The organism is Pseudomonas sp. BN505, from assembly GCF_029873175.1.
Lineage (GTDB): Bacteria > Pseudomonadota > Gammaproteobacteria > Pseudomonadales > Pseudomonadaceae > Aquipseudomonas > Aquipseudomonas putida.
In genome coordinates, this window is the sequence record NZ_SSOI01000042.1 from 116,510 (window position 1) to 142,706 (window position 26,197).

At 63.3% G+C, this 26,197-nt stretch carries 23 protein-coding genes; 6 read left to right on the forward strand and 17 right to left on the reverse strand.

Annotation, left to right across the window (positions count from 1 at the left end; genetic code table 11):
* Positions 1 to 3 precede the first annotated feature (3 nt).
* Both E8E78_RS12920 and galE read left to right on the forward strand, forming a co-directional pair.
* Positions 4 to 2,604 carry a cellulase family glycosylhydrolase gene (locus E8E78_RS12920; RefSeq protein WP_059394922.1) on the forward strand — a complete coding sequence of 867 codons (2,601 nt, stop codon included), beginning with the start codon at positions 4 to 6 and terminating at the stop codon, positions 2,602 to 2,604.
* A 105-nt stretch (positions 2,605 to 2,709) separates the two neighbouring features.
* Positions 2,710 to 3,687, forward strand: a complete 978-nt coding sequence (galE, locus tag E8E78_RS12925; RefSeq protein WP_049276763.1) for a UDP-glucose 4-epimerase GalE — start codon at positions 2,710 to 2,712, stop codon at positions 3,685 to 3,687.
* Between the two features lie 129 nt (positions 3,688 to 3,816).
* Here galE and E8E78_RS12930 read toward each other — a convergent pair whose 3' ends face one another.
* The 9 genes from E8E78_RS12930 to E8E78_RS12970 all read right to left on the reverse strand — a co-directional run bounded on the left by E8E78_RS12930 (position 3,817) and on the right by E8E78_RS12970 (position 12,321).
* Positions 3,817 to 4,623: a CpsD/CapB family tyrosine-protein kinase gene (locus E8E78_RS12930; RefSeq protein ID WP_016499574.1), complete on the reverse strand. Its 807-nt coding sequence runs from the start codon at positions 4,621 to 4,623 to the stop codon at positions 3,817 to 3,819.
* Positions 4,624 to 4,634: 11 nt separating this feature from the next.
* Positions 4,635 to 6,197: a polysaccharide biosynthesis protein gene (locus E8E78_RS12935; protein WP_016499573.1), complete on the reverse strand. Its 1,563-nt coding sequence runs from the start codon at positions 6,195 to 6,197 to the stop codon at positions 4,635 to 4,637.
* 19 nt (positions 6,198 to 6,216) lie between these two features.
* Entirely contained in the window at positions 6,217 to 7,332 is a 1,116-nt protein-coding gene (locus E8E78_RS12940) for a hypothetical protein (protein WP_041167708.1), read from the reverse strand.
* Positions 7,333 to 7,356: 24 nt separating this feature from the next.
* Entirely contained in the window at positions 7,357 to 7,914 is a 558-nt protein-coding gene (locus E8E78_RS12945; RefSeq protein ID WP_016499571.1) for a polysaccharide biosynthesis/export family protein, read from the reverse strand.
* A 267-nt stretch (positions 7,915 to 8,181) separates the two neighbouring features.
* Positions 8,182 to 8,358 carry a hypothetical protein gene (locus E8E78_RS12950; protein WP_016487266.1) on the reverse strand — a complete coding sequence of 59 codons (177 nt, stop codon included), beginning with the start codon at positions 8,356 to 8,358 and terminating at the stop codon, positions 8,182 to 8,184.
* Positions 8,359 to 8,608: 250 nt separating this feature from the next.
* Positions 8,609 to 9,151: an XRE family transcriptional regulator gene (locus E8E78_RS12955; RefSeq protein WP_016499570.1), complete on the reverse strand. Its 543-nt coding sequence runs from the start codon at positions 9,149 to 9,151 to the stop codon at positions 8,609 to 8,611.
* Between the two features lie 186 nt (positions 9,152 to 9,337).
* The gene (locus E8E78_RS12960) at positions 9,338 to 10,756 is read right to left on the reverse strand and encodes a TIGR00366 family protein (RefSeq protein ID WP_280315093.1); all 1,419 of its coding nucleotides are present in this window, start codon (positions 10,754 to 10,756) and stop codon (positions 9,338 to 9,340) included.
* Positions 10,757 to 10,930: 174 nt separating this feature from the next.
* Positions 10,931 to 11,587 carry a CoA transferase subunit B gene (locus E8E78_RS12965; protein ID WP_049276766.1) on the reverse strand — a complete coding sequence of 219 codons (657 nt, stop codon included), beginning with the start codon at positions 11,585 to 11,587 and terminating at the stop codon, positions 10,931 to 10,933.
* Between the two features lie 35 nt (positions 11,588 to 11,622).
* Positions 11,623 to 12,321, reverse strand: coding sequence for a CoA transferase subunit A (locus E8E78_RS12970; RefSeq protein WP_016499567.1), 699 nt, complete (start codon positions 12,319 to 12,321; stop codon positions 11,623 to 11,625).
* A gap of 140 nt (positions 12,322 to 12,461) precedes the next feature.
* Between E8E78_RS12970 and E8E78_RS12975 the strand changes: the two genes are divergently transcribed.
* Positions 12,462 to 13,367 (forward strand): LysR family transcriptional regulator, encoded by a 906-nt coding sequence (locus E8E78_RS12975; RefSeq protein ID WP_280315091.1) that lies wholly within the window; start codon positions 12,462 to 12,464, stop codon positions 13,365 to 13,367.
* The gene (locus E8E78_RS12980; RefSeq protein ID WP_049276768.1) at positions 13,355 to 14,176 is read left to right on the forward strand and encodes an aldo/keto reductase; all 822 of its coding nucleotides are present in this window, start codon (positions 13,355 to 13,357) and stop codon (positions 14,174 to 14,176) included. Before E8E78_RS12975 ends, E8E78_RS12980 begins: the two co-directional genes overlap by 13 nt.
* 155 nt (positions 14,177 to 14,331) lie before the next feature.
* Here the strand turns inward: E8E78_RS12980 and E8E78_RS12985 are convergent, their stop codons facing one another.
* Genes E8E78_RS12985 through lexA form a run of 4 tightly spaced genes read right to left on the reverse strand, consistent with a single transcriptional unit; the run spans position 14,332 to position 20,071 of the window.
* Positions 14,332 to 17,412 (reverse strand): error-prone DNA polymerase, encoded by a 3,081-nt coding sequence (locus tag E8E78_RS12985; RefSeq protein ID WP_280315089.1) that lies wholly within the window; start codon positions 17,410 to 17,412, stop codon positions 14,332 to 14,334.
* Complete coding sequence (locus E8E78_RS12990) at positions 17,409 to 18,827, reverse strand: DNA polymerase Y family protein (protein WP_049276771.1); 1,419 nt, start codon at positions 18,825 to 18,827, stop codon at positions 17,409 to 17,411. The genes E8E78_RS12985 and E8E78_RS12990 overlap by 4 nt, the downstream gene beginning before the upstream one ends.
* A gap of 6 nt (positions 18,828 to 18,833) precedes the next feature.
* Complete coding sequence (gene imuA, locus E8E78_RS12995) at positions 18,834 to 19,454, reverse strand: translesion DNA synthesis-associated protein ImuA (protein ID WP_049276772.1); 621 nt, start codon at positions 19,452 to 19,454, stop codon at positions 18,834 to 18,836.
* The gene (gene lexA / locus E8E78_RS13000; RefSeq protein ID WP_049276773.1) at positions 19,454 to 20,071 is read right to left on the reverse strand and encodes a transcriptional repressor LexA; all 618 of its coding nucleotides are present in this window, start codon (positions 20,069 to 20,071) and stop codon (positions 19,454 to 19,456) included. Before lexA ends, imuA begins: the two co-directional genes overlap by 1 nt.
* Positions 20,072 to 20,163: 92 nt before the next feature.
* Here lexA and E8E78_RS13005 point away from each other — a divergent pair, with 92 nt between their 5' ends.
* A complete protein-coding gene (locus E8E78_RS13005; protein WP_049276774.1) occupies positions 20,164 to 20,820 on the forward strand; it encodes an HAD family phosphatase in 657 nt (218 codons plus the stop codon).
* A 91-nt stretch (positions 20,821 to 20,911) separates the two neighbouring features.
* A complete protein-coding gene (locus tag E8E78_RS13010) occupies positions 20,912 to 21,823 on the forward strand; it encodes a LysR substrate-binding domain-containing protein (RefSeq protein WP_063424157.1) in 912 nt (303 codons plus the stop codon).
* On the opposite strand, the gene E8E78_RS13015 is transcribed toward E8E78_RS13010, so the two are convergent.
* The 4 genes from E8E78_RS13015 to E8E78_RS13030 form a co-directional block, all read right to left on the reverse strand.
* Positions 21,756 to 23,141 (reverse strand): aromatic acid/H+ symport family MFS transporter, encoded by a 1,386-nt coding sequence (locus tag E8E78_RS13015; protein ID WP_084966844.1) that lies wholly within the window; start codon positions 23,139 to 23,141, stop codon positions 21,756 to 21,758. The genes E8E78_RS13010 and E8E78_RS13015 overlap by 68 nt on opposite strands.
* Positions 23,142 to 23,297: 156 nt before the next feature.
* On the reverse strand, positions 23,298 to 23,627 hold the full coding sequence (locus E8E78_RS13020; RefSeq protein ID WP_049276777.1) for an NIPSNAP family protein: 330 nt from the start codon (positions 23,625 to 23,627) through the stop codon (positions 23,298 to 23,300).
* On the reverse strand, positions 23,627 to 25,345 hold the full coding sequence (locus E8E78_RS13025) for an FAD-dependent oxidoreductase (protein ID WP_280315082.1): 1,719 nt from the start codon (positions 25,343 to 25,345) through the stop codon (positions 23,627 to 23,629). Before E8E78_RS13025 ends, E8E78_RS13020 begins: the two co-directional genes overlap by 1 nt.
* Positions 25,342 to 26,169 (reverse strand): SDR family oxidoreductase, encoded by an 828-nt coding sequence (locus tag E8E78_RS13030; RefSeq protein WP_049276779.1) that lies wholly within the window; start codon positions 26,167 to 26,169, stop codon positions 25,342 to 25,344. The genes E8E78_RS13025 and E8E78_RS13030 overlap by 4 nt, the downstream gene beginning before the upstream one ends.
* Positions 26,170 to 26,197 lie beyond the last annotated feature (28 nt).

A 26,197-nucleotide genomic window follows, 5' to 3' on the forward strand; every position in this document is an offset into this window, starting at 1 on the left:
TCCATGAACGTGCTTACCCTGCGTCACCTTGTGCAGGCTTCGGCCATGGCTGGCCTGGCTTTGCTGCCGTTGGCCGGCTGGGCTTCGCAGTGGCAGGTCAGTGTCGATGAGCAGAATGGCCTGCCTACTGTGGCATACGGCGGCGGGCCGGTGATGAAAGCCAAGTTCGACTTCTGGGCGGCGAACTGGAGCTGGACCGGCTTTTACACCGATTTCAAGGTCAATGGGCCCTACCAGTACACGCTGCTGGGCAAGAACAAGGAACTGGACTTCGACCTGAAGGCGGATATCCGCAAGGAACAGGCACAAACCCTGAGCTGGGCCTTCGACCTTACCGCCCACAGCCGCCAGGCCGGGGTGATGGGCGGCGGCATGGTGTTCCAGTTCGACCCGGCGCAAATCGCCGGCGGCATGGGCGCCCCGCAACTGCTGCCCGACAATCGCGGCTGGTCGTGGGGCAAGGCGGACCAGGGCCGACGCGTCGAGATGCGCTTCGATCCGCCCCTGGCCAAGGTCTATTTCGAGCGCGGCAACCCGTCCGAGCTGCGTGCGTTCCTCTACAAAGACCCGATCAACGCCGGCCGACAGCAGCTGAAGGCGGTGCTCAACGTTACCGGCGACATCGAGCTGGGGCCCACCCCCAACGAGCGTTTCGGCCTCGCCGACCCCGCCAGCTGGCCCGATGACCAGCTGGACTGGCGCACCTCGCCGGTGGACCTGTCCTTCCTAAACGCCGCGGAAAAGCCCGCCGGCAAGCGCGGTTTCGTTAAGGCGGTCGGCGAACAGCTGATGTTTGCAGACAACACCCCGGTGCGCTTCTGGGGCACCAACCTGTCTGCCTATTCGCTGTTCAAGAGCCCGGACGAGGAAATCCGCCAACAGGCCAAGCGCCTGTCGGCACTGGGCTTCAACCTGGTGCGCCTGCACCACCACGATTCGCCGTGGGTCAGCCCGAACGTGTTTGGCGACGGCACCCTGGTGCGCGATACCCAGCAGCTCAGCGCCGAATCGCTGCGCAAGCTCGACCTGTGGATCAAGGCACTCAAGGACGAAGGCATCTACATCTGGCTGGACATGCATGTGCAACGTGCGTTGACCGCCAACGACAACATTGAAGACTTCGATGAACTGCCCGAAAAGGAGGGCCGCGCAGACCTGAAGGGTTACGCCTACATGAACGACAGCATCCAGAACGCGATGAAACGCTTCGCCGAGCAGTATCTGACCCATGTGAACGAATACACCGGCCTGGCCTACAAGGACGACCCGGCCATCGCCGCCGTGTTGATCACCAACGAAAACGACCTCACCCAGCACTACGGTAACGCTCTGATGCCGGACAAGGACGTACCGCGCCATAGCGAGCGCTACATGGCGGCAGCCAAAGCCTTCGCCAGGCAACATGACCTGCCCGCCGACCTTACCTGGCGTGCCTGGGAGCATGGCCCGTCGAAGCTGTTCCTCAACGACCTGGAGCAACGCTTCAACGCCGACATGATCGCCCACCTGCGTGGCCTGGGCGTCAAAGTGCCGATTGCCACCACCAGCACCTGGGGCGGCAACGGCCTGAGCGCACTGCCGGCGCTGACCGCAGGCGATGTCGTCGATGCCCACAGCTACGGCGCCATTGGCCAGCTGGAGAAAAACCCGTTGACCAGCGACGGCATGATCGACTGGATCGCCGCCGCCCAGGTGGTCGGCAAACCGCTGACCGTCACCGAGTGGAACGCCGAGCCGTTCCCGCTGCCCGACCGCCACTCGTTGCCGCTGTATGTAGCCGGCACCGCCAGCCACCAGGGTTGGGACGCCATGATGCAGTACGCCTACAGCCAGCAAGGGTTCAACCCGGGCTGGCGCACGGCGGACAACTGGCACGCGTACAACGACCCGGCGATGATCGCCACCCTGCCCGCAGCCGCCCTGCTCTATCGCCGTGCGGACGTCAAGCCGGCAACGACCCGCTACGTGTTCGCGCCGACGCCCGCCACCCTCTACAACCAGGAGATCACCCCGCGCAATTCGGTACTGCTGCGCACGGCCATGGAAAAGGGCCAGTTGCAGATTGCCCTGCCGCCGACACCGGAACTGCCCTGGCTGAAACCCGCTGCCATCCCGTCTGGCGCGCAAGTGTTGCAGGACCCGGGGCAATCGCTGCTGGCCGCCGACGCCGCGGAGTCGGTGACCGACACCGGCGAGCTCAAGCGCAACTGGCAACAAGGCATCTACACCATCGACACGCCACTGACCCAGGCGGCCACCGGCTGGCTGGGTGGCCGCTCGATCAGCCTGGGTGCCGTACAGGTACAGACGAAAACGCCTTACGCCAGCGTCGCGGTACAGAGCCTGGACGGCAAACCCTTGGGCCAGTCGCGTGATCTGCTGCTGTCGCTGGGCACGCGCGCCATACCCAAGGCCGATGACAAGACGCCGTTCAACGTGGAACCGCTTCAAGGCACTTTGACAATCAAGGCACCCGCCGGTCTGAAACTGTTCGCCCGCGATGCACAGGCACAATTGAAGGCATTGCCGGTGGCCTACAAGGATGGGCAGTACAGCATTACGTTCGACGGCAACTACATGTCCAACTGGCTGTTCTTGAAATAGGGCATAGGGCCATCTACGCTCAGGTCACCTGTAGCTGATCATCCCACCTGCACGTTTCAGGGACGGTTCACTGCGTCTGTAAACAGCAGATTCCAGGAGGTGCGGATGAAATTTCTGGTAGTGGGTGGTGCAGGCTACATTGGCTCACACATGGTCAAGCACCTGCTCGGTGCCGGCCATGAGGTGGTGGTGGCGGACCTGGTTTCGCCTGGCCCCGGCATCCAGTGGGCCAAGCTCGACATTGCCGACGAAGCTGCCCTGGATGTGCTGTTTGGCGTCTGCCACTTCGATGCGGTGTTTCACTTTGCCTCTTTCATCCAGGTGGGCGAGTCGGTCAGCGCACCCGGCAAGTACTACCAGAACAACGTCGCCGCCACCCTCGCCTTACTGCAGGCCATGGTGAATGCCGGCATCAAGCACCTGGTGTTTTCTTCCAGTGCCGCCGTTTACGGTAACCCGCAGTACGTACCAATCGATGAAGCGCATGCCAAAGGGCCGATCAACCCTTATGGGCTGAGCAAATGGATGGTCGAGCAGATTCTGGAGGACTTTGACCGGGCTTATGGCTTGAAGTCTGTATGCCTGCGTTACTTCAATGCCGCCGGTGCCGACCCCGATGGCCAGCTGGGGGAACGCCACGAACCGGAAACCCACCTGATCCCGCTGATCCTGCAGGCCGCTTCAGGCCGCCGCGAGGCGGTGACGGTGTTTGGCCGGGATTACGATACGCCGGATGGCACCTGTATCCGCGACTACGTGCATGTGGCCGACCTGGCGGCCGCGCATGCGTTGGCGGTGGATTATCTGTTGGCGGGGGGCGAGCGCACTGCGTTCAACCTGGGCAACGGCCTGGGCTTTTCGGTGCAGCAGGTGATCGATACAGCCAGGGCGGTGACGGGGCGGCAGATCAATGCCCTTGACGCGCCACGCCGCGCTGGCGACCCTCCACGGCTGGTGGCGGATGCGAGCAAGGCGCTGCAGGTGCTGGGCTGGCGGCCGGAGTTTGCTTCGCTGGAGCAGATTGTGCGGCATGCGTGGCAGTGGGAGTTGCAGTATCCCTGGGTTACGCGCCAGCATACCTGAGATTCCGAAGGCGCTGCGCGTTCTGGGAGCAGCAGCTGTCTTGCTCAGACTCTGCAAGCTTGCGCAATCACTGTGGGAGCGGGCATGCCCGCTCCCACAGGTGCCATGATCTACGGACAAGCCAATGAATCAGTAGTAGGTTCGCGGCTGCTCGTCAGCCTTGTTCAGCACCGTCCCGACCAGGTTCACCGTGGCCAGGTGATGCAGGCAGTCCTCGATTTCCTTCTTGTTGTTCATCCCGTTAGCCACCACCAGCAGTACACAATCGAACTTGGGTATTACGGTGATCGCATCGTCAGAGCTGAGCAGTGGCGGCAAATCGAAAATGCAGATGCGCGAGTCGTAGCGGTTGCGTAAATCACTGATCAGGTTGTTCACCTTGGGCGACGACAGCATCTCGGTCGACATCGGCACCGGTACACGTGTCGGCAACACCACAAAGCGCGGCAACGTCGGGTTGACCAGGCATTCCTGCAACTCGGCCTTGTCCGTCAGGTACTCGTTCAGCGCCTGCTCCATGGGCAGGCCGAGGGTACTGCCGACTTTGGGCCGGCGCAGGTCAAAGTCCACCAGCAACGCAGTCTTGGTCGTGTGGTGAGCAATACTCATGGCCAGATTGATCGCCAGCACCGTCTTGCCCGCCTCAGGCGTTGGCGAGGTGATCGCCAGGGTACGCCAGCCGTTCTCCTCCATGGCCCTGAGCACCTGCGTGCGCAGCAGGTCGATCGGCCCGTTCATGTTGGAGTTCTTGTTGTACGCCACGATGCGGTGGCGCTCCAGATGGTCCGCCCGCAGCGGCACCACTTTGGTGTTCACATAATCGAACTGGCCTGGCACTTCCGCCAGCGCGGTGCCGGGGGCGGGTGACAATGCCTGGGGGGTGCCCGGGGTAACCTGGTGAAGATTATTGCCAACAGACGGCTTGGTCCTGTCCATCACTGCTTTCCCTATGCAAACCGAGATATGACTTTGAACAACAGCACATCCAGTGGCATGTAGAAGACGTGCACCAGCACTACCATGATAGCCGCCAACGCCAGTGCCGCCAGGATCAGCCAGTTACGCCAGCGTTTGCGCCTGGCCACGTCGGCCCGGGTATCGATGTAGGGGATTGCCACCAGCACCCGTTTGCCCAGCAGGTTTTCCAGAGCACCGACGCCACGCACGCGCTGGTTGAGCATTTCCAGCAGCATCACCAAGGCGCCGCCGCCTGCCGGTGCCAGCACCAGGCCCAACGCAGCGATCTTCTTGCGATTAGGCTTGATCGGTTTTTCAGGCATCAGCGGTGGCTCCAGCAGCACAAAGCGCTCGGCCTTGTTCTCCTGCTCCAGGCTTTCGGTAATCTTCGCGCCCATTTCCTTGGCGCGGATTTCTTCATACTTCTTGCGCGCGTTATCGTGGTCACGCATCAAGGTCACCAGGCCACGCTCGACTTGCGGCGCCTCGAGGATTTCGGCCTCGTAGCCCTCCATCTTTCTGGTCAGCTCGCGCTTCTGATCGGCCAGCGAGCTGATACGTTCCTGGGCCGCGCTCATCTTGGCGCGAACGCGCGCCACGTCGAGGCTGACTGTGGACGTGGTGGCCGTGCGCCCGCCGCTGGCTTCGAGCGCCTGGATCTTGCGCTTGACCGCCACCACATCCGGGTGGGCATCCTTGTAGCGGGTCAGCAACCGGGCGTATTCGGCCTTCAGGCTTGGCAGGTCCTGGGGCTGGTCGGCACTGGCTGGCTTGCTGCCTTCGGTAGTCTTGGTGGCCAGGCCGGCATTGGCCGCCGACAGCTCAAGCTCCAGGTAGCGCAGTTCTTCCTGGGCGGCCTTGTAGTCACGGTCGACTTCGCGGAACTCCAGCTCCGAGCGCGAGAGCATGTTCATGCGCAGGGTCTGGTGCTCTGGCAAGGCATTGGCGTGGGCCTGTTTGAAGTCGGCCAGCTGATTCTCCAGGCTGGCCAGTTCGGCACCCAGCTTGTTGGCCTCCTGGGTAAGAAACTCAGTCGTTTCGTTGGCCCGCTCGGTGCGCTGCTTGAGGTTTTCGTTGAGAAACAGAGTGACCAGTTCATCGGCCACTTCCTTGGCGACTTCCGCCTGCTTGTGTTCGAAGGACACATTGAACGCAACCGTCGCCTCGCCTCGCCCGCGCACGAACGTGGTAAGGGTTTCGACCACGATGGCATTGCGCATCTGGTCGATCTTGTCGGACTCGCTCAAGCGCTTGTCGGCGAACAGGTTGTACTTGTCGATAATGCGCAGCAGGTTCTCGCGGGTCATCACCCGCTGGCGAATCACCTCGATGCGCTCATCGGCAAAGCTGGTGGTGTTGGTCGACACCAGCTCGGGCGAAATCTGCTGGGACTCCACAAGGATGGTGCCGGTCGACTGGTAGAGCGGCGGCACCATCAACGCGACCGCTACGGTCGCGGCAAGAATGACTACGGCACTCACCCCTAACACCAGGGCCCTGTCCTTGATAATGGCGATGTAATCTCTGATGGAGAGTTCGTAGTCAGACTTCATGGGGCCACCTGCCTGAAGTTCAGATGTCGGGGTACCTGTACGTCAACGTCAAACCAACGATCGTAGCGGTTGCATCGGGCGCCTGGTCCTGTTGCCGCTCCTTGTACATCAGCGACAGACGCAGGTCCCAGTAAGGTGAAAACTGGCGGCTGGCCCAGACGCTGTACGTCTGCAATGTATTAGGGCTCTGCCCTTTGCTGTCTTGCCAGGCAGCGTCAGCGCCCACCCGGTCCAGTTCGGTGAGGGCGTAACTCCACACGCCACGCACCTGGTCCAGCTCGGCAAAGCCGCCTTCAGCACTGGCCACCGTGCTCCGCTCGGCGGTCAGGCTGGCAATGGCACGCGTGCCGGTGTAGAGCAACGCCACCCCACCCTCCCCGCGTCGACCACCGTCGTCGCCAGACACCTGGTTGACGCCAATGTGGGCATCGGCGCTCAGGCCTTCGGCAAGCTGGTACTTGATGCCGACTGCCGGGGTGTAGCTGTTGGACGCGGTCGCGGTAAGGTCCTGCTCTGGCTCATAGCGTCGGGCACCGAAGCGGGTATACACATCGGCCCGCTCGCTCCAGGCATAGGTCCAGGTAAACACGTTTGCCAGTTCGTCGTACCCCGTCAGCGTACTGATGTCATAACGGGCACGGTTAAAGGTGGTTTCGTTGCTCAAGGTGCTGCGCTCGGTAACCGCCTGGCTCCAGTTGCCGGTCAGGGTGTAGAGCTTTTGCGTACCGTCAGTGGTGATCACCCCGGTATCCAGCACTGTCCCCGACAGTGTGGAACTTTCGTTGTAGCGCGCCACCAGGCCGAAACGCCCACGCTCGGTGGTGCGCTGCCAGCCCAGGCTGATATCAGGGTCTTCACGGTCATCGACCACATCCGTGTCGGACGAGCGCAACACATGCATGCCCAGCCCCAACCTCAATTCGTCCTGGCCGAAGGTACCGATCAGGGTGTAGTCCGGCGCGATGATCGTGCGCGTTACACCCTTTTCCCCCGAGGTCAGCAACAAAGGGTTGCTGTCATATTCGACGGATGTCGGTACCACTACCGTAGACTGCCAATTTGCCGCCAGGACCGCGTCCGTGAACGGCAAGACCAAGATTGCCGTTGCAATGCTAGTTGTTCTAAGAAGAGGCATTAAATGTTCTTATTAAAGGCAAGATCAAGGAACGACCAGCGTATCGCCAGCCTGAAGTTGGATGTTGGTGGACATATCCCGCCCAGACACCAGGTCCTTATATCGCACGGGCAGGATCTTTTGGGAAGCACCGGTGCCGCGGACCACCTTGATATCGCTTTCGTCAGCAAACTTGTCCAGGCCGCCCGACATGCTCAGCGCCTGAAGCACTGCGGTAGGGCCTGCCATCTGCACGGGGCCTGGCTTGATCACTTTGCCTTGGACATAGACCAGGTTGCCGGCGATGCTCTTGACGACAACGCTGACATTCGGGTCGGGGAGGAATTTTTCGAGTTTGGCAGCCACTTGCTTCTCAACTGCCGTTACATCCAGCCCTGCAACATTTATGCGCCCGGCCAAGGGGAAGGTAATACTGCCATCGGGTAGTACGGTAGCTTCTTGACGCAGGCTGTCTTCCTGCCACACCGAAACCATCACCACATCACCGGGGCTGAGCAGGTAAGCCGCACCGCTCTGATCGGCGTTGCCAGCACTGGACCACACGGTCAGCACGCAGAATGCGGCAATCAATGAACGCATCATGAGGGTCCCTCCGGCCAAATGGCCCGAAAAAGAGCACTGAATGAGAACAGCACACCAACTCTCGCTCTGCTTCGCGGCTTAAGCCCGCCGCGATGGCCTCGTCTTTCCTGGAGGCCCCAACCTTGACGCTTTACAGGTAGGCTGCCTTGCTCTGCAAACCAAGGCCTTTCAAGGGCTACTGGGAATATAGCAACGGTTGGGAAATTCACAAGCCAGGCCCCGGGCTTGCAACAACCTCTGCCCACGCTGCCAAAAAGGCGGTCAGCCTCAGATTTTTCTTCTGTTTGCCACCAGCACAAAGCCAACCACTGCGAAGGCTAACAACCAGCCGGCGGTTGAAACAGGAATGATACTGTTTTGGTTTACATAGGAATCTGCCGCACGCGCAGCGCCACTCAGCAACACCAGCAAGAACATCGATTTGATAATCAGAGTCGTGCGCATACGCCCTCCAAAAAAACAGGAAAATCAATTAGTTATTTGCTCGGTGTGGCGGGAGTTGTTTCGCTGTTGACTTGAGCTTATGGGCACAATGACACTACGTCAATGATCCGACACCATAATAAAATTCAATGGGAGATGGGGGTATTCGTCAAAATACCGACATGCAAATTATGCAAAGAAATGCCGCTGCAAGGGACGCTGCGTTTCACGGATGAGAATACGTGGGGGCGTTGCCCTGCCCCCTGTGGTTTTATTCGTCTGCGTGGTGAACCACGACCAGCAATTGCGCCGGCTGGGCACCTACCGAGCGTAGTCGGTGCGGTGTCTGGGCGTTGAAATGCAAGGCATCGCCCTGCTCCAGCAGCACCCGTTCGTTCATGAAATCCACCTCCACCTGGCCTGCGTGCACAAACAGAAACTCCTCGCCCAGGTGTTCCTTGAACGTGGGGTCGCTGAACTCGTTCGGCGGCTGGATCAGAAACGGCAGCAGGCTGCGCTGCCCGACTTGGCTGGTGAGGGCTGCATAGCCCGGCCCTTGCCCATCGCCTACCAGGGCCTGACGTTCGCCATGGCGCACCAGGCTGTAGCGGCTCTGGCCGGCCTGCTCTTCAGCGAACAGCTCTTCGACATTGACGTTCAATGCCCGTGCGAGCTTTAGCGCGGCGGCAATCGAGGGTGTATTCAGGCCGCGCTCGACCTTGGACAGGTAGCTTTTGGTCATGCCGGTCTTCTCGGCCAGCATTTCCAGGGTCATTCCCAGTTTCTTACGCAGCAGTTTCAATCGGATAGACATGTGACGCGGGTTTCCCAGGCTGAGGCAGCCTGGTAATGATACGTGGACTGCCGGCGAAATGCTGGGGCTGCTTTGCAGCCCATCGCCGGCAAGCCAGGCTCCCACAAATAATGCATCACTTTTTGACCATGAGCCGTACCTGTGGGAGCTGGCTTGCCGGCGATAGGCCGCACAGCGGCCCTGCCTTCATGGCATCACAGGCGGTACGTATTGCAGCGTCGTACCCAGCGCCCACAGCAACACCAGCACCAACGGCACATGCACCAGCAACTGCACGAACGAGAAGCCGATCAGGTCGCGCGCCTTGAGCCCCAGCACGCCCAGCAGCGGCAGCATGTAGAACGGGTTGATCAGGTTCGGCAAGGCTTCCGCAGCGTTGTAGATCTGCACCGCCCAGCCCAGGTGGTACTGCAGGTCGTTGGCCACCAGCATCACGTACGGCGCCTCGATGATCCACTTTCCACCGCCCGATGGGATGAAGAAGCCCAGCACCGCCGAATACACCCCCATCAGCACGGCATAGGTGTCATGGGTGGCAATCTGGGTGAAGAACAGCGAAATATGGTGGGCCAGCGTCTGTTCATCGACACCCTTCACCTGGGTGAGAATGGCCGCGATGGAGCCGTACAGCGGGAACTGGATCAGTACTCCCGTGGTGGTCGGTACGGCACGCGCCACTGCGTCAAGAAAGCTGCGCGGGCGCCAGTGCAGCAAGGCACCGAGCATGATGAACAGCAGGTTGTAGGTATTCAGCCCGGAGATCGCGGTAATCGCAGGCTTGGTGGCGAACTCCTGATAAAGCCAGCCAGCGGCCAGGGCCACCAGCAGCAGGATCAGGATCGGGCTGTGCTCCAGCCACTCACCCGGGCGAGTACGCTGCGGTGCAGGTGGCGCGGTGAAGCTGGGGTCGACGCCGCAGTCTTCGGCGCTACGTGCACTGTTCGGGCCTGGGGCCGTGGCATAGGCGATGAACAGCGAGACCACCACCAGCGCCGCCAACATGACGCCAGACTGCCAGAGGAAGATGGTTTCAGTGAACGGAATCACGCCGGTAATCGACAGGATCGAAGGTGGCAGGCTGGCCGGGTTGGCCTGCAGTTGCGCCGCCGACGATGACAAGCCCAGTGCCCACACTGCGCCCAGGCCCAGGTAGGCGGCCGCGCCGGCGGCGCGGTAGTCCATCTTGAGATCGGTGCGCCGCGCCAGCGCGCGTACCAGCAGGCCACCGAATACCAGCGACAGCCCCCAGTTGAGCAAGGAAGCCAGCATCGAGATCAGCGCTACCCAGCATACTGCCGAGCGACCATTGCCGGGGATGCGCGCCAGGCGATCGATCAGCCGCGCGGCGGGCGGCGAGCTGGCCACCACATAACCGCCAATGACCACGAAGGCCATCTGCATGGTGAACGGGATCAGGCTCCAGAACCCGTCACCAAAGGCTTTGGCGGTGTCGGTCGGCTTGGCCCCCATGGCCAGGGCACCGATGCACACCAGCAGCACCGCCAGGGCGGCGAATGCCCACGAGTCGGGGAACCAGCGTTCGGCCCAGTTGGAACAGCGCAAGGCAAAGCGCGCGGAACGGCTGTCTTGGATTTCAGCGGCCACAGTTGAATTCCTTTTATTGGTTTTATCGGATAAATCAGCAAAAACACAAAACCCCTGTAGGAGCAGCCTTGTGCTGCGAAGAGGCCAGTACAGACAAACATTATGTGAATGCCTGCACTGGCCCCTTCGCAGCACAAGGCTGCTCCTACAGGGGAATGTATGAAGCCCGTTGAATCAGAAGGTCATTTCCTTCACATCATCCGGCACGATCAGCTTGCCGGCGGTTTTCGCGATGATCTCTTCAACGCTTACCCCTGGCGCGGTTTCGCGCAGGATGAAGGCGCCGTCTTCGATTTCCAGGTAGGCCAGGTCAGTCAGCACCTTGCGGATGCAGCCGGCGCCGGTCAGCGGCAGGCTGCATTGCGTCAGCAACTTGGACTCACCGTCCTTGGACGCGTGGGTCATGGTGACGATGATGTTCTCGGCGCCAGCCACCAGGTCCATGGCACCACCCATGCCCTTGACCAGCTTGCCGGGGATCATCCACGAGGCGATGTTGCCTTGTACGTCCACTTCAAAGGCACCCAGCACGGTCAGGTCGACGTGGCCACCACGGATCATGGCGAACGATTGTGCCGAATCGAAAATCGAGGCGCCGCGGCGGGCGGTGACGGTTTGCTTGCCGGCGTTGATCATGTCGGCATCGAGGGTGCTTTCGGTCGGAAACTCGCCCATGCCGAGCAGGCCGTTTTCCGATTGCAGCATCACATCCATGTCTGCGGGTACGTAGTTGGCCACCAGGGTCGGAATGCCGATGCCCAGGTTGACGTAGTAGCCGTCTTTCAGTTCACGTGCGACGCGTTGCGCCATCTGTTCGCGGGTCAGTGCCATGGTCAGGGTCTCTTTGTTGTTCTGGTGGATGGCGCTCAGGCCTTGACGGTGCGCTTTTCGATACGCTTCTCGAAGGTGCCGACGATGACACGGTCCACGTAGATGCCCGGGGTGTGGATTTCGCTGGGCAACAGCACGCCGGGTTCAACGATCTCTTCCACTTCGACCACGGTGATCTTGCCGGCGGTGGCAGCCAGCGGGTTGAAGTTTTGCGCGGTGTTGCGGTACACCACGTTGCCGTAGTGGTCGGCCTTCCAGCCCTTGACGATGGCGAAGTCACCGGTAATGGATTCTTCAAGGATGTACTTGCGGCCCTTGAACTCGCGTACTTCCTTGCCCTCGGCAACCGGGGTGCCGTAACCGGTGGCGGTGAAGAACGCCGGGATTCCGGCACCGCCGGCGCGCATCTTCTCGGCCAGGGTGCCCTGCGGGGTCAGCTCCACGTCCAGCTCACCGCTGAGCAGTTGGCGTTCGAATTCGGCGTTTTCTCCCACATAGGAGGCGATCATCTTGCGAATCTGCCGGTCTTCCAGCAACACGCCGAGGCCGAAGCCGTCGACGCCGCAGTTGTTCGACACTACGGTCAGGCCCTTGACGCCACGTCGCTTGATTTCGCTGATGAGGTTTTCCGGGATGCCGCACAGGCCGAAACCACCGGCCAGCACTGTCATGTTGTCGGTCAGGCCTTCGAGGGCCTGTTCGTAGGTTGCAACGCGCTTGTCCAGTCCGGCCATGCTGATCCGCCTTTTGTAGTTGTAGAACCGACGAGGCTGTCGGTGAGCGTGTGCAGACATCTTCACCGCACGCGACTGATTTGTTAATTTTGTTTTCGTCATCGATTGATAACTTTTACAAAACAAACAATAGGCCTGTCATGAACGTCAAGCAACTGCGTGCCTTTGTCGCCGTGGCCAAGTTCCAGAGCTTCGCCCAGGCCGGTGAGCACCTGCATATATCGCAGCCCGCCCTGAGCCTGACCATCAAGGCCCTGGAAGAAAACCTCGGCGGCGCCCTGCTCAGCCGCACCACGCGCAGCGTCAGCCTGACCGCCGAGGGCGAAGTGTTGCTGCCGCTGGCACGGCGCCTGCTGGCAGACTGGGAAGACACTGAAGAGATGCTGCGCCAACGTTTCACCCTGCAACTGGGCCGGGTGTCGGTGGCGGCCATGCCAGCCTTTGCCGGCAACCTCCTGCCCCAGTCGCTCAAGGTATTTCGCCAGTGCTACCCCAAGGTCAACGTCACGGTGCATGACGTGATCAACGAACAGGTGCTGGAACTGGTACGCCATCGCCGCGTCGAACTGGGCATCGGCTTCGAGCCGGACAACATCGACGGGCTGGATTTTCACCCGTTGTACCTGGACCGCTTCGTCGCGGTGGTACCGGCCGACTCGCCCCTTGCGCTGCTGCCTCAGGTCAGCTGGGCACAGCTGATGGCCGAAGACTTCGTGGCCCTGCAACGCCCTTCGGCGGTGCGCCTGCTGATGGAGCAGAATGTGGCCACCCACCACGGCAAACTGGCCGTGGCATTCGAGAGCCACCAGTTGGCAACCATTGGCCGCATGGTCGCCAGCGGCCTGGGGGTCAGTGCCGTACCGGCGCTGTGCATCAACCAGATGCAGGAGCTCGGCGCCCGCTGCATTACCTTGGTGGAGCCCACCGTCGAGCGGCGCATCGGCGTGATTGCCCTCAGTGAACACAAGCTTTCCACCGCAGCGCAAGCGCTGCTTGAGGTTCTGCTTTCCAATACACGGATCCCGGAGGTGACATGCGTTACGTGAAACTGGCAGGTTCGAGCGTTCCGGCCATTGGCCAGGGCACTTGGTACATGGGTGAGGACCCCGGCCGCAAGGCTGCCGAAGTGGCGGCCCTGCAACAGGGTATCGAGCTGGGCCTGACCCTGATCGACACCGCCGAGATGTATGCCGAAGGCGGCGCGGAAGAAGTGGTTGGCCAGGCCATTGCCGGGCGCCGCGATCAGGTGTTTCTGGTCAGCAAGGTGTACCCGCACAATGCCAGCCAGCGCGGCATGGCGGCCGCCTGCGAGCGCAGCCTCGCCCGCCTGGGTACCGACTGCATCGACCTGTACCTGCTGCATTGGCGTGGCCAGCACCCCCTGGAAGAAACCGTCGAAGCCTTCGAGCGTTTGCGCGAGCAAGGCAAGATCAGGCGCTGGGGCGTGTCCAACTTCGACGTCGACGACCTGCGCGAACTGCACAACCCTGAATGCGCCACCAACCAGGTGCTGTACAACCCGGCGCAGCGTGGCATCGAATTCGACCTGCTGCCGTGGTGCGAAAAGCGCGCGCTGCCGATCATGGCCTACTGCCCGCTGGCCCAGGCCGGGCGCTTGCTGCAGCACCCGGTGCTGGCAGAAATTGCCGAGCGCCATGGCGCCACGCCGGCCCAGGTCAGCCTGGCCTGGGTGACCCGTAGTGACGGAGTGATCGCCATCCCCAAAGCCGTGGCGCCCGAGCATGTGCGGCTGAATGCAGCCGCAGGTACGCTGACCTTGAACAGCGAGGACCTTCGGGCAATCGACCGGGCGTTCCCGGCACCGACGCGCAAGCAGCGGTTGGCGATCGTCTAACTACTCACGCGGTACTTGTAGGAGCGGCCTTGCGCCGCGAAAGGGCCGCAAGGCGGCCCCAGCAATGGATGCGGCGAAGCTGAAATCCTGGGGCCGCTGTGCGGCCCTTTCGCGGCGCAAGGCCGCTCCTACGGGGGGCAGTGTTGATGCATAACTCAGTGGAAATCCCGGCTGCGCACATCCAGCCCTTGCAGCAACGGGCTCACATCTTCCAGCCGCCGTGCAATCAGGTGCCGCACGCCGTTCTCCTGCTCCAGCCGCCCACTGACCTTGAGCAGCTGCGACCCCACCAACGCCCGCCGCTGCCGTTCGGCAATGTCCCGCCACACCACCACGTTGACCATCCCGTGCTCATCTTCCAGGGTGACAAAGGTCACTCCGCTGGCGGTCTGGGGTCGTTGGCGGCCTACTACCAGGCCGGCCACGGCAATGCTGTCGCCATGCTCGACACCTTGCAGCTCACTCGAACTGCGACACCCCAGCGCCCTCAGGCGTGAGCGCAACAGTGCCAGCGGATGCGGCCCCAGCGTGGTACCCAGGGCCTGGTAATCGGCCATCAGGTCTTCACCTACGGTTGGCACAGGCAAGTCCACTGGCGCTTCAGGCACCGGTTGCACCTCGGCAAACAGGGGCAGCTGCGGCTGAACCGCCGCCACCTGCCAGCGTGCCTGGTGCCGGTCACTGGCCAGGGCACGCAGCGCCCCGCCATCGGCCAGGCGGGCCCGGGCCCTTGAATCGAGCCCTGCACGCAGGCACAGGTCTTCGACATCGCGCCATGGCCGTTGCCCCCTCGCCTGCTCCAGACGCCTGGCATCGGCCTCGGCCAAACCGCGCACCAGGCGCAAGCCCATGCGAATAGCCAATGTGCCTTCAGCATCAGGCTCGAGGGTGCAGTCCCACTCGCTGTGGCAGACATCAACCGGTCGCACCTCGATACCCTGGCGCCGGGCCTCTTGCAACAACTGGTCAGGGCTGTAGAAGCCCATGGGCCAGCTGTTGACCAGCGCGCAGGTAAAGATTGCCGGTTCATGGCACTTCAGCCAGCTGCTGGCATAACACAGCAAGGCAAAGCTGGCCGCGTGCGATTCCGGGAAGCCATAGCTGCCAAAACCCTTGATCTGCTCGAAGATGCGCTCGGCAAACGCCAGGTCGTAACCATTGCGCAGCATGCCTTGCACCAGCCGCTCACGGTGCGGTTCCAGGCCACCGTGGCGCTTCCAGGCCGCCATGTTGCGACGTAGCTGGTCGGCCTCGCCCGGCGTGTAATCGGCAGCAACCATGGCCAGCTCCATCACCTGCTCCTGGAACAGCGGCACGCCCAAGGTACGCTCGAAGACTTCCTTGAGCTGCGGCGATGGGTAGGTGACGGGCTCCTGCTTCAGGCGCCGGCGCAGGTACGGGTGCACCATGTCGCCCTGGATCGGCCCGGGGCGGACAATCGCCACCTCGATGACCAGGTCATAGAACGTGTTGGGCCGCAGCCGGGGCAGCATGGCCATCTGCGCCCGCGACTCGATCTGGAATACCCCCATGGTCTCGGCGCGGCTGATCATTGCGTAGGTGGCCGGGTCTTCGCCGGGGATGGTGGCCAGGGTCAGTTGCTGGCCGCGATGGCGTTGGAGCAGGTCGAAGCAGCGGCGCAAGGCACTGAGCATGCCCAGCGCCAGCACGTCGACCTTGAGCAGGCCGACCATGTCCAGGTCGTCCTTGTCCCACTGGATCACCGTACGCTCCGCCATCGCGGCATTTTCCACCGGCACCAGCTGGTCGAGTGGCTGCTGGGAGATGACAAAGCCGCCCGGGTGCTGCGACAGGTGCCGGGGGAAGCCGATCAGCTCGCCAGCCAGCACCAGCACCCGCCGCAGTGAAGGGCTGCCGGCCTCAAAGCCGGCCTCCGCCAGGCGCTGGTCATCGGGGATGCGGTCGCTCCAGCGACCACAGCACTTGGCCAGGGCATCCACCTGGTCTGCCGGCAAACCCAATACCCGCGCTACATCGCGCACCGCACCCGCGGCATGGTAGGTGTTGACCACCGCCGTCAGCGCCGCACGGTGTCGGCCATAACGGCGAAACACATACTGGATCACTTCTTCGCGCCGGTCGTGCTCGAAGTCCACGTCGATATCAGGCGGCTCGTTGCGCTCACGCGAAAGGAAGCGCTCGAACAGCAGGCGATGCTGCATGGGGTCGAGCTCGGTAATGCCCAGCACGAAACACACCACCGAGTTGGCGGCCGAACCGCGGCCCTGACACAAGATGCCTTGGCTGCGGGCGAAGGCGACGATGTCGTGCACGGTCAGGAAGTAACTTTCGTAACCAAGTTCCTCGATCAGTGCCAACTCCGTGGCCAGCACATCACGCACCTTGTCACTCGGCCCGCCTGGCCAGCGTAGCGGCAAGCCTTGCTCGCACAGTTCACGCAACCAGCTTGCCGGGGTATGGCCCTGGGGCACCAGTTCGCGCGGGTACTGGTATTTCAACTCGCTCAGGTCAAATTGGCAGCGCTCGGCAATGGCCAGGGTCTCGGCCAGCAGGTCGGCAGGATAGAGTTCGCCCAACTGTGCCTGGCTGCGCAGGTGCCGCTCGCCATTGGCAAACAAAAAGCGCCCGGCTTCATCCACCCGGCAATGCTGGCGGATGGCGGTCATGCAGTCCTGCAAGGCACGGCGACCGCGCACATGCATGTGCACATCGCCACAGGCCACGGCGCGGATACCTACTTCAGCCGCCAGGCCTCGCAAGCCTTGCAGGCGCAGGGCATCGTCACTGCCCCGGTGCAGGTGCACGGCCAGCCACAGGCGTTCGCCGAACACACTGCGTAACCACTCACCCGTGGCAGTGTCGGCGCAGTCATCGGCCACCCATAGCGCCAGCAGGCCTTGATGGTGTTGTTGCAGGTCGTCGCGAAACAACTGGTAGTCGCCCTTTTGCGCCCGCCGGCGGGCCCGCGTGATCAGCGCGCACAAACTCTGGTAACCGGCCAGGTTCTCTACCAGCAGCACCAGCTTGGGGCCGCCCTGTAAAAGCACCTCGCTGCCCACGATCAGCCGCAGCTGATGCGCCTTGGCAGCCTGCCAGGCACGAACGATGCCAGCCAGGGTGCATTCGTCAGTGATCGCCAGGGCCTGGTAGCCCTGTTCACCCGCGCGCCGGAACAGCTCGTCAGCGCTCGACGCCCCGCGCTGGAAGCTGAAGTTGGACAGGCAATGCAGCTCGGCATAACCCTGCTTGCTCATGCGAACCACCCCTGCAGCCACAGCGGGCCGGCCTGACCCAGGTCGCGGTAGGCCCAGCCGCGCAGGCCATCACGGGTTTCGATGCGGTAGTAGTCGCGGCGCACGTCGCCGCCATCCCACCAGCCCGACTCGATGCGTTCGGCCTGGCCGTGTACCTGGTAGCTGGCGGTGTCCAGCGCCATCGGGGCTGGCAGCAGCCAGCCGGGGCGAGTGCCCGGGGCAACCGGCATGCTGCCTTGGGCGCCTTGCTCGGTCAGCTGCCAGGCACATTCGGGGCGGTGATCAGCTGCCGCGCTCAGCCCCTTCACGGCCTCATCCCCCAGGCGAGCGCGCAGCCGCTCGCGCAATTGTTCCCAGGGTTGCGCCTGCTGCGCACGAGGGTCGAACAACGCCTGGTGCTGGGGCACGAAGGTTGGCAGGTCCTCGGCAACCAGCCGCACGTTGCGCACGGGTGCGGGAATGCGCAGCGGCTCCAGGCGCCCACGGGTCAGTTCGAACAGCATGGCGGCATCGCGTTCGGCAGCCAGCAGGCCGACCGTGAGCAGGGTGTCCGGGCCTTCGGCATGTTCCAGGTGCAGGCAAAAGCGCTGCACGCCACAGTCGCGCCCGGCGAGGAATGCGGCAAGGTCGTTGAGCATGCGCCGCAGCGGGAACAACAGCGCCTGGTGCGACTCGACATCGAAGTTCAGCTCCAGCCGGGTTTCGAAACGGTCCGGTGGCTGGTAGAAGGCCAGCCCCAGATTGCGCAGGCCAAGCAGCTGGTCGAGGTGCAACTGCACCTGGGGCGCAAAGCGCTTGGCCAATGTATCGCGCGGCAAGGACAGTACCTGGCCCAGCTGGCGCAGGCCCATGCGGGCAAAGGCTTCGGCGGCGTCTGCCGGCAAGCCGATACGTGTGATGGGCATGCCTAGCAGCGCCGCACGGGTGGCGTCGGCATCGCCCACGGCCAAGCCATCATGAGCATTGGCAAGCATGCGCGCCGCTACCGGGTTGCTGGCCAGGACGATGCGTTGGCGCAGGCCCAAATCTGCCAGTTCCTGGCGCAGACGTGCCTCGAACAAGGGCCAAGGGCCGAACAGTTGCAGGCTGGAGCCTACTTCCAGAAGCAACGCCCGCGGGTAATGCAGGCTGACCTGGGCACTGAAGCGATAGGCCCAGGCCGCCAGCAATTGCTGCACCTGCTCGATACGCCTGGGGTCGGCTTCAACGCAGGCGAAACCCTCCGCCAGGGCACGTGCCGCCGTCAGGGTCTGCCCTGCCCTCAACCCAAGTGCGGCCGCTGCCGGGCTGACCGCTTGCAATACCCGGCGCTGGGTAGGCCCGCCAAGCAGCACCAAGGGAGTATCGGGGTCGTCACGCTCACGCAGGACCGTGTCCAGCGCCAGCTGCGGGAGCAGGATGCAGGCCCAGAGCATGGTGCATCAGCCCCGCCCCGGGCAGGCGATGGGCAGCGCAGGTGGCATGCCGCCCCGGCTTTTAAGCACACGCCACTGCGCCGGTCGGGTGTCGACGGCAACCCGCAGCGCTGCTGGCGAAGGGTTGTGTGCTGCCTGGTGCGGCCGGCAGGCGAATGCCAGCGCCTGTCCGGTTTCTGCGGCCACCTGCAAACGCCGCAGGGCCCGGTCATCGGCACGTTCAGGCCAGCACAGCACCGCCGCGCAACTGCCCGAGCGCAGGCACTGCTCGGCCGCCCACAAGGCATCGGCAGGGGCGGCATCCACCTGCACCAGCCAGCGCAGGTCTACCCCGGCTGCCTGCCAGGCCGGTGCGTAAGGGATGAACGGCGGTGCCACCAGTACTACCCGGCTGCCTTCAGTACTCAGCCGCGCCAGCGTGGGCCACAGCAGTTGCAGTTCGCCGCAGCCGGGGCTGGCCAGTAGCAACTCGCTGAGTGCCGCCGCCGGCCAGCCGCCTTCAGGCAGGCGCTCGTCAAGGGCCGCATGGCCGGTCGGCTGCAAGCCGAGTGGCCGTGCCTGGGCCTGCCGCCCGCGCCAGACACGGCGCTGATCGAGCAGCCTGTCGAGGTCGACCACTGCGCCCATCAGTCACGCCTCAGCAGGCCGCAGAACACGCCTTCGATGAAAAAATCCTGTTCAGGCTGCACATCGATGGGTGCATAGGCCGGGTTGCGTGGCAACAGCCGGTAAGCGCTGCCCTGGCGTTGCAGGCGCTTGATGGTCACTTCGCCGTCCAGGCGCGCAACCACGATCTGGCCATCGCGGGCGTCGGCCTGTTGCAGGATGCCGACCAGGTCACCGTCGAAGATGCCGTCGTCGACCATCGAATCGCCACGCACTTTAAGCAGGTAGTCAGGGGTGCGGCGGAACAGGCTGGGGTCGATCAGCAACTGTTCGTGGATATCGAGGTCCGGGCCGATGGGGGCGCCCGCCGCCACCTGGCCCAGCACCGGCACTTCGAGGATTTCTGGCCGACGCAGCGGTTCGGCCAGGCGAATGCCCCGCGCCTGGTTCGGCGTGACATCTATATAACCGGCCTGGCACAAGGCGGTGATGTGCTTGCGCGCAACGCTGCGCGAAGCAAAACCGAAGCGCGTGGCGATATCGGCCAGGCTCGGTGGCTGCCCTTGATCGGCAATGCGCTCGCGGATGAATTCGAAAATCGCGCGGCGTTTGGGGGTAAGATTGTCCATGGAGCACATTTGTACTCTTTTCGGAGCACGCTGAACAGCCCCCTTCGTCGTCAGCTTTGGTTATGATCCCCTGGCTTGTGTTTTCTTGATCTGGATACCCCATGCTGACCGCCCTGCTGTTCGACCTCGACGGAACCCTCACCGACACCGACACCCTGCACCTGCAGGCCTTCCGGCAACTGCTGCGTGAACAGGACGGCCGTGAACTGAGCCAGGCCCAGTTCGATGCCCAGGTCAGCGGCCGCGCCAACGGCGAGCTGTTCGCCGAGCTGTTTAGCGGTGCGAGCGTCGAACAGTGCCGGGCGCTGGCCGACCGCAAGGAGGCGCTGTTTCGCGACCTGTCACCGTCTCTTGACCCGATGCCAGGCCTGTTGCGCCTGCTGGAGCATGCCAAGGCCCATGACATCGGCATGTGCGTGGTGACCAACGCACCGCGGCTGAACGCCGAACACATGCTGAACGCCATGGGCCTTGGCCAGCAGTTCGAGCATGTGCTGGTGGCCGAGGAACTGGCGCGGCCCAAGCCAGACCCCCTGCCCTACCTCACCGGCCTGCAGCGGCTGGGCGCCGAGGCCAGGCAGGCGCTGGCCTTCGAGGATTCATTGCCGGGGGTTGCGGCCGCCAGTGGCGCGGGGATATTTACCGTGGGCGTGGCCACGACGCAGACGCCGCAGCGGTTGCTGGAGGCGGGTGCCAAGCTGGTTGTGAACGACTTCAATGACCCGGCGTTGTGGGCATTGATCGAGCGTATGGCTTAAGGTGTGGGGTGTGTTTGAGACCGAGCGCCGCGCGGGCGGCGCTCGATCTCAAACACACCATAACTCTATAGCCATACCCACCCAGGCCCCCATGCTGATCGACGAAGAACTGACCCTCAAAAAGCTGGAAACCTTTCTTGCCTTCATGCGCACCGGCAACCTCGGCCGCGCGGCGGTCGAGTTGTCTACCAGTGCCGTCAGCGTGCACCGCGCCATCCACTCGCTTGAGAGCGCCCTGCGCTGCCCGTTGTTCAAGCACGAAGGCCGCCAGCTGATCCCGCTGGAAAGCGCCTACGTGCTGGAAAAGAAAGCCCGGCAGCTGATCCAGGACGCCGAGCAGATGGTGCGCCAAACCCGCGAAGCCGCGGGGTTCTACGCCGAGCGCTTCCGCCTGGGTGCGCTCTACTCCCTGACGGTAAAAACCGTGCCCAAACTGGTCATGGGCCTGAAACTGCGCCGCAGCGAGCTGAACATCGACCTTACCCTGGGCTCCAACGTCGACTTGCTGCAGCGCCTGAAAAACCATGAGCTGGAAGCTGTCCTGGTGTCACTCGACGAAAGCGTCAGCGACCCGGCCTGCGAGCAGCTGCCGCTGTTCTCCGACGACATCTTCCTAGCTGTCCCCACCGACTCGCCCTTCGCCGGACAGGCCGAGGTAGACCTGGCCGACCTCGCCGACTCCACCTTCATCACCCTGACCCAGGGCTTCGCCACCCACCGCGATGGCGCACGGGTGTTCCAGCAGGCCGGCTTCGAGCCCAAGGTGGCCATGCAGGTGAATGACATCTTCACCCTGCTGAGCATGGTCAGCTCGGGTGTGGGCTTTGCCCTGCTGCCCGGGCGTATCGCGGCTGTGTACGAAAACCGCGTCCGGCTGATTGCCTTGAAGCCGCAATACCGCTTGCAGCAGCACATTGGCGTAGTGTTTCTGAAGGCTAGGGAGCGGGAGCCGAACCTGCTGGCGTTGCTGGCGGAGTGCCGGATGTACAGCCTTGAGCGCTAAACCGTAGCGCAGCATTTCGCCCCTGCAGCCATACTGCCAATGCCGCCAGCGCAGCAGGCAACAGCAGCGAAGCAAACACTTGTTCAAAACTCCAGCCCAGCGCCAGCATCTGGGCCCCGGCAAAGGCGCTGAGCACGGCGCCAATGCGCCCGATGCCGCTCATCCAGCTGGCCCCGGTCGCCCGCGCTTGCGTCGGGTAAAAGGCCGCCGCCAGTGCATTCATGCCAACGCTCGCGCCATTCAGCCCAAAGCCCACGGCGCAGGCAATGGCGCACAGCCAGGCGAAATCCCCCGCCACCTGGCCAATCGTGAAGATAACCGCGCCGCTGAACAGAAAGGTCAGCATCAGTACGCGCTGCGGGTTACAGCGGTCCATGGCCCAGCCCACTGAAATCGCCCCTACCGGGCCGCCGATCTGGAAACAGGCCGTGACAATGGCGGCTTCAGACACCGAAAAACCCCCGCCCTCCTTCACCAGCGTCGGCAGCCAGCCGCTGAACAGGTACACCAGGAACAGCGCCAGCACATAGCCAGCCCAGAGCATGCAGGTACCAAAGCGGTAGCGCGGCGAGAGGATGGTGCCAATCGCGCCGCCAGTGCCCTGGGGTTTGGCGGGCATGACGAAGGTACTGTTGGCATTGACATGTTCAGGGGCCAGGCGGCGGACAATGGCCAGAATGCGCTGGCGGTCTGCGCCTTTGCTGACCAGGAAGGTGACCGACTCTGGCAGCCGCCAATACAGCAACGGCAGGACCAGCAGCGGCAACACCCCGCCCAGCACCAGCACACTGCGCCAACCCAGGTTGGGTATCATCCAGGCGCTGACGAAACCACCCATCGCTGCCCCCAGGGAGAACCCGCAGAACGCCAGGGTGATCAGCAGCGAGCGGCTGCGCGCCGGGGCGTATTCGCTGACCAGGGTGCTGGCATTGGGCATGGCAGCACCCAGGCCCAGGCCGGTAAGAAAACGCAGCGCAACCAGGGTTTCCAGGTTTGGGGAAAAGGCCGAGGCCAGGGTCCAGATGCCGAACAGCAGCACGCTGCACAGCAATACCGCCTTGCGCCCGTAGCGGTCAGCCAGGGGGCCGGCAATCAGCGCGCCAAGGGCCAGGCCGATCAGCGCAGCGCTCAATACCGGGCCCAGGCTTTGCGCATCCAGGCCCCAGTCGCTTTTCAGCTGTGGGGCAATGAAGCCGATGATGGCCACGTCCAGGCCGTCCAGGGCGATGATCAGGAAGCCGAGGAACACTACCCATTTCTGGTAGCGGCCGATGGGTTGCTGGTCGATCAGTTGGCGCACGTCGAGTGTGTTGTTCATGGGTATCACCTGTTGTTGTTTTTATGACGGTGTTTCGGGGCCGCGTTGCGGCCCAATCGCCGGCAAGCCAGCTCCCACAGGGGGATCATGGCCCCTGAGAACAGCACTCCACCTGTGGGAGCCGGCTTGCCGGCGATTGGGCCAGCACAGGCAACATCACTGCCTGTCGAGGCTGCGCAGATACACAGGCCTTATGATCCGTGTTTCCTGCGACACCACGAGGTCACGGGTGGCATGCAGATAAGCAGCAAAATCCGGGTCGGCATCCCGCGCCGCGCTGCGCTTTTCAAAGTCATCCAGGCTGTCATAACCCCACAGGTGCACCACCTGGTTCAGCGGCCCGATGCTACTGGTGTAGAACGCCAGTGGTGCGCCGAGGTGGCGCAGCAGGATCGGCATCGCCAACTGGTCGAAGGCTTCGAGAAACGCCGCCATGCAGCGCGGCCGGATGGTATAGATGCGGTGGTCGACCACTGCCTTGTCCATCACGCCACCTCCCGCGCATTGCCCGCCGCCACCAGCCCCTGCTCCACACCAGCCAGGTGGCGCCCGGTGATGTAGCCAAAGGTCATGATCGGCCCGAGGGTAATGCCGGCACCGGGGTAGTTGCCGCCCATGATGCTGGCACGGTCGTTACCCACCGCATACAACCCTTCGATGGCCTGCCCGTCGGCGGCCAGCACTTCACCGACCACGCTGGTGCGCAGCCCGTCGAAGGTGCCCAGATCACCCATGATGACCTTCACGGCAAAGTACGGCCCCTCACCCACTGGCGCCACGCAGGGGTTGGGCTGTTGCTGTGGGTCTGCCAGGTAGCGGTTGAAGCTGGTACTGCCGCGGCCGTGCTGGCGGTCTTCACCCTGCACTGCGCCAAGGTTGTAATCGCGCACGGTCCGTTCCAGCCCTTGCGCATCGATACCGGCCTTGCCTGCCAGCTCAGCCAGGGTATTGCCCTTGAGCAGGTAGCCGTTACGCAACAGGGGCCCCGTCGGCATGGGGGCAGGCTTGGCGAAACCCAGGCCGTACTTGGCCAGGGTGCGGCGGTCGCACACCAGCCACATGGCTGTTTCTGCCTGGCCGGCACAGGCTTCGATCAGTGCTGCGCCCACGTCGTGGTAGGAGTTGGACTCGTTGGTGAAACGCTGGCCCGAACGCAGCACCCCGATCACACCCGGTTTGTAGCGGTCGAGCAGATGCGGAAAGGCGATGTAACGCCCGCCCGCCACCGGCACCTTCGACACGGGCATCCAGGCGGCTGGCGCTTGCAGGCGGATATCAACCTTTGCCCCCAACGCCTCGGCCATGCGAGCGCCATCGCCGGTATTACCCGCTGGCACCGGTGAAAAATGCTCACCACCACGGCGCACATGTGGGTAGGCCTGGCGCAACCGTTGCAGGTCATGGGAGAACCCACCACAGGCCAGCACCACCCCGCGCCGTGCCTGGATGCGCAGTTCGCTGTCGCCTTGCCCGGCCAGTGCCCCCACCACCCGCCCACCGTCGCGCAGCAACTGCCGCGCCGGGGTGCCGGTGAGGATCGGGATGCCCAGGTCCAATGCCGAGCGCACCAGGCGCGCCGCCAAGGCATTGCCGCTGGTAACCTGGGTACCGCGGCGATACAGGGCAAGCTCCTTCAGGTGGGTGAGCAGGCGCCTGGCCACATACACGAACGAAGTCAACGAACGGGTAACGTTGAAGAAGTGCTTGAGGTCGGCATTCGACGAATTGAACATCATGCCGATGAAGGTGATGGTTTTCAGCGGCGGGCGCAGGCGTGCCATGTCCGGCCCCAAGCCGCGGATGTCGTAAGGTGCGGCCAGTATCGAGCGGCCCACATCCACGCCCCCTTCGACTTGTGGGTGATAGTCGGGGTACAGCGTGGGCACGAACTTCACGGCGGTTTCCCGCTCGAAAAAGTCCACCATCTGCGGCCCGTAGCGCAAGAACGCCTCGACCCCGGCCGCGTCAAAGCAGGCATCGGTTTCGTTGCGCAGGTAAGTCATGGCCGCTTCGGTGCTGTCGTTGGCGCTGTGCCTGTTACCGGGCACCCACAACACACCGCCGGAAAACGCCGTGGTACCGCCAAAACAGTCGTCTTTTTCGATGACGATCACGTCAAGGCCATGCTTCTTTGCAGTAATGGCGGTCGCCAGGCCACCAGCACCCGCCCCGACAACCAGCACATCGCAGTTACGTGTGGTCATGCGCGTGCCCCCTCAAAGCCTGGGCGCGGGATCAGCGCCATGGGCATGCTTTCGAGGCCGCCATCCACGGTCAGCTCTGCACCGTTGATGTAGTCGGCGCGCTGGCTGGCCAGGAACAGCACGGCTTCGGCGATATCCTGCGGCTCACCAATGCGCTGGTTGGCCGTCATGGCGCAGCGCTGGCGTTCGATCTGCGGGTCGGCATAAAACGCTGCGGACAAGGGTGTGCGGATCAACCCCGGGCAGACTGCGTTGCTGCGTACACCGCGCGGCCCCCATTCCACGGCAATCTGCCGCGACAACATGCTGACCCCGGCCTTGGCCGCACTGTAGGCACCGCTGTTGGGTTGCGGGTAATGGGCGGCGATCGAGGCCACGTGCACGATACGGCCCTGGCCACGGGCCAGCATCGAACGGCCGAAGGCCTGCGCACACAACAGGTAGCCCGTGAGGTTGACCGCCAGCACCTGGTTCCATTGCTCCAGGCCCAGCCCGTCCAGCGCACCGGGGCGCAGCACGCTGGCATTGTTGACCAGTACATCGCAGCGCCCATGCAGCGCCTGAACCTGGGCGGCGGCCTGCTCCACGCTGGCCGGATCGGCTATGTCGCAGCCCAGGGCGCTGACCTCACCGACGCTGTGTTCACCCAAGGTGGCAGCCAGTTCACGGCATTTGTCCAGGTCACGGTCCAGCAGGACCACATGGGCGTTCTGCCCGACCAGGGCGCCGGCCAGCGCCGCGCCAATACCACCGGCGGCACCGGTTACCACACAGACGGCCGAGTCCAGGCCCAGCCATTGAGAGGGGATCTTGTTGTTGTGCATGCTGCTCTCCAGAGTGTCGCTTCATCTG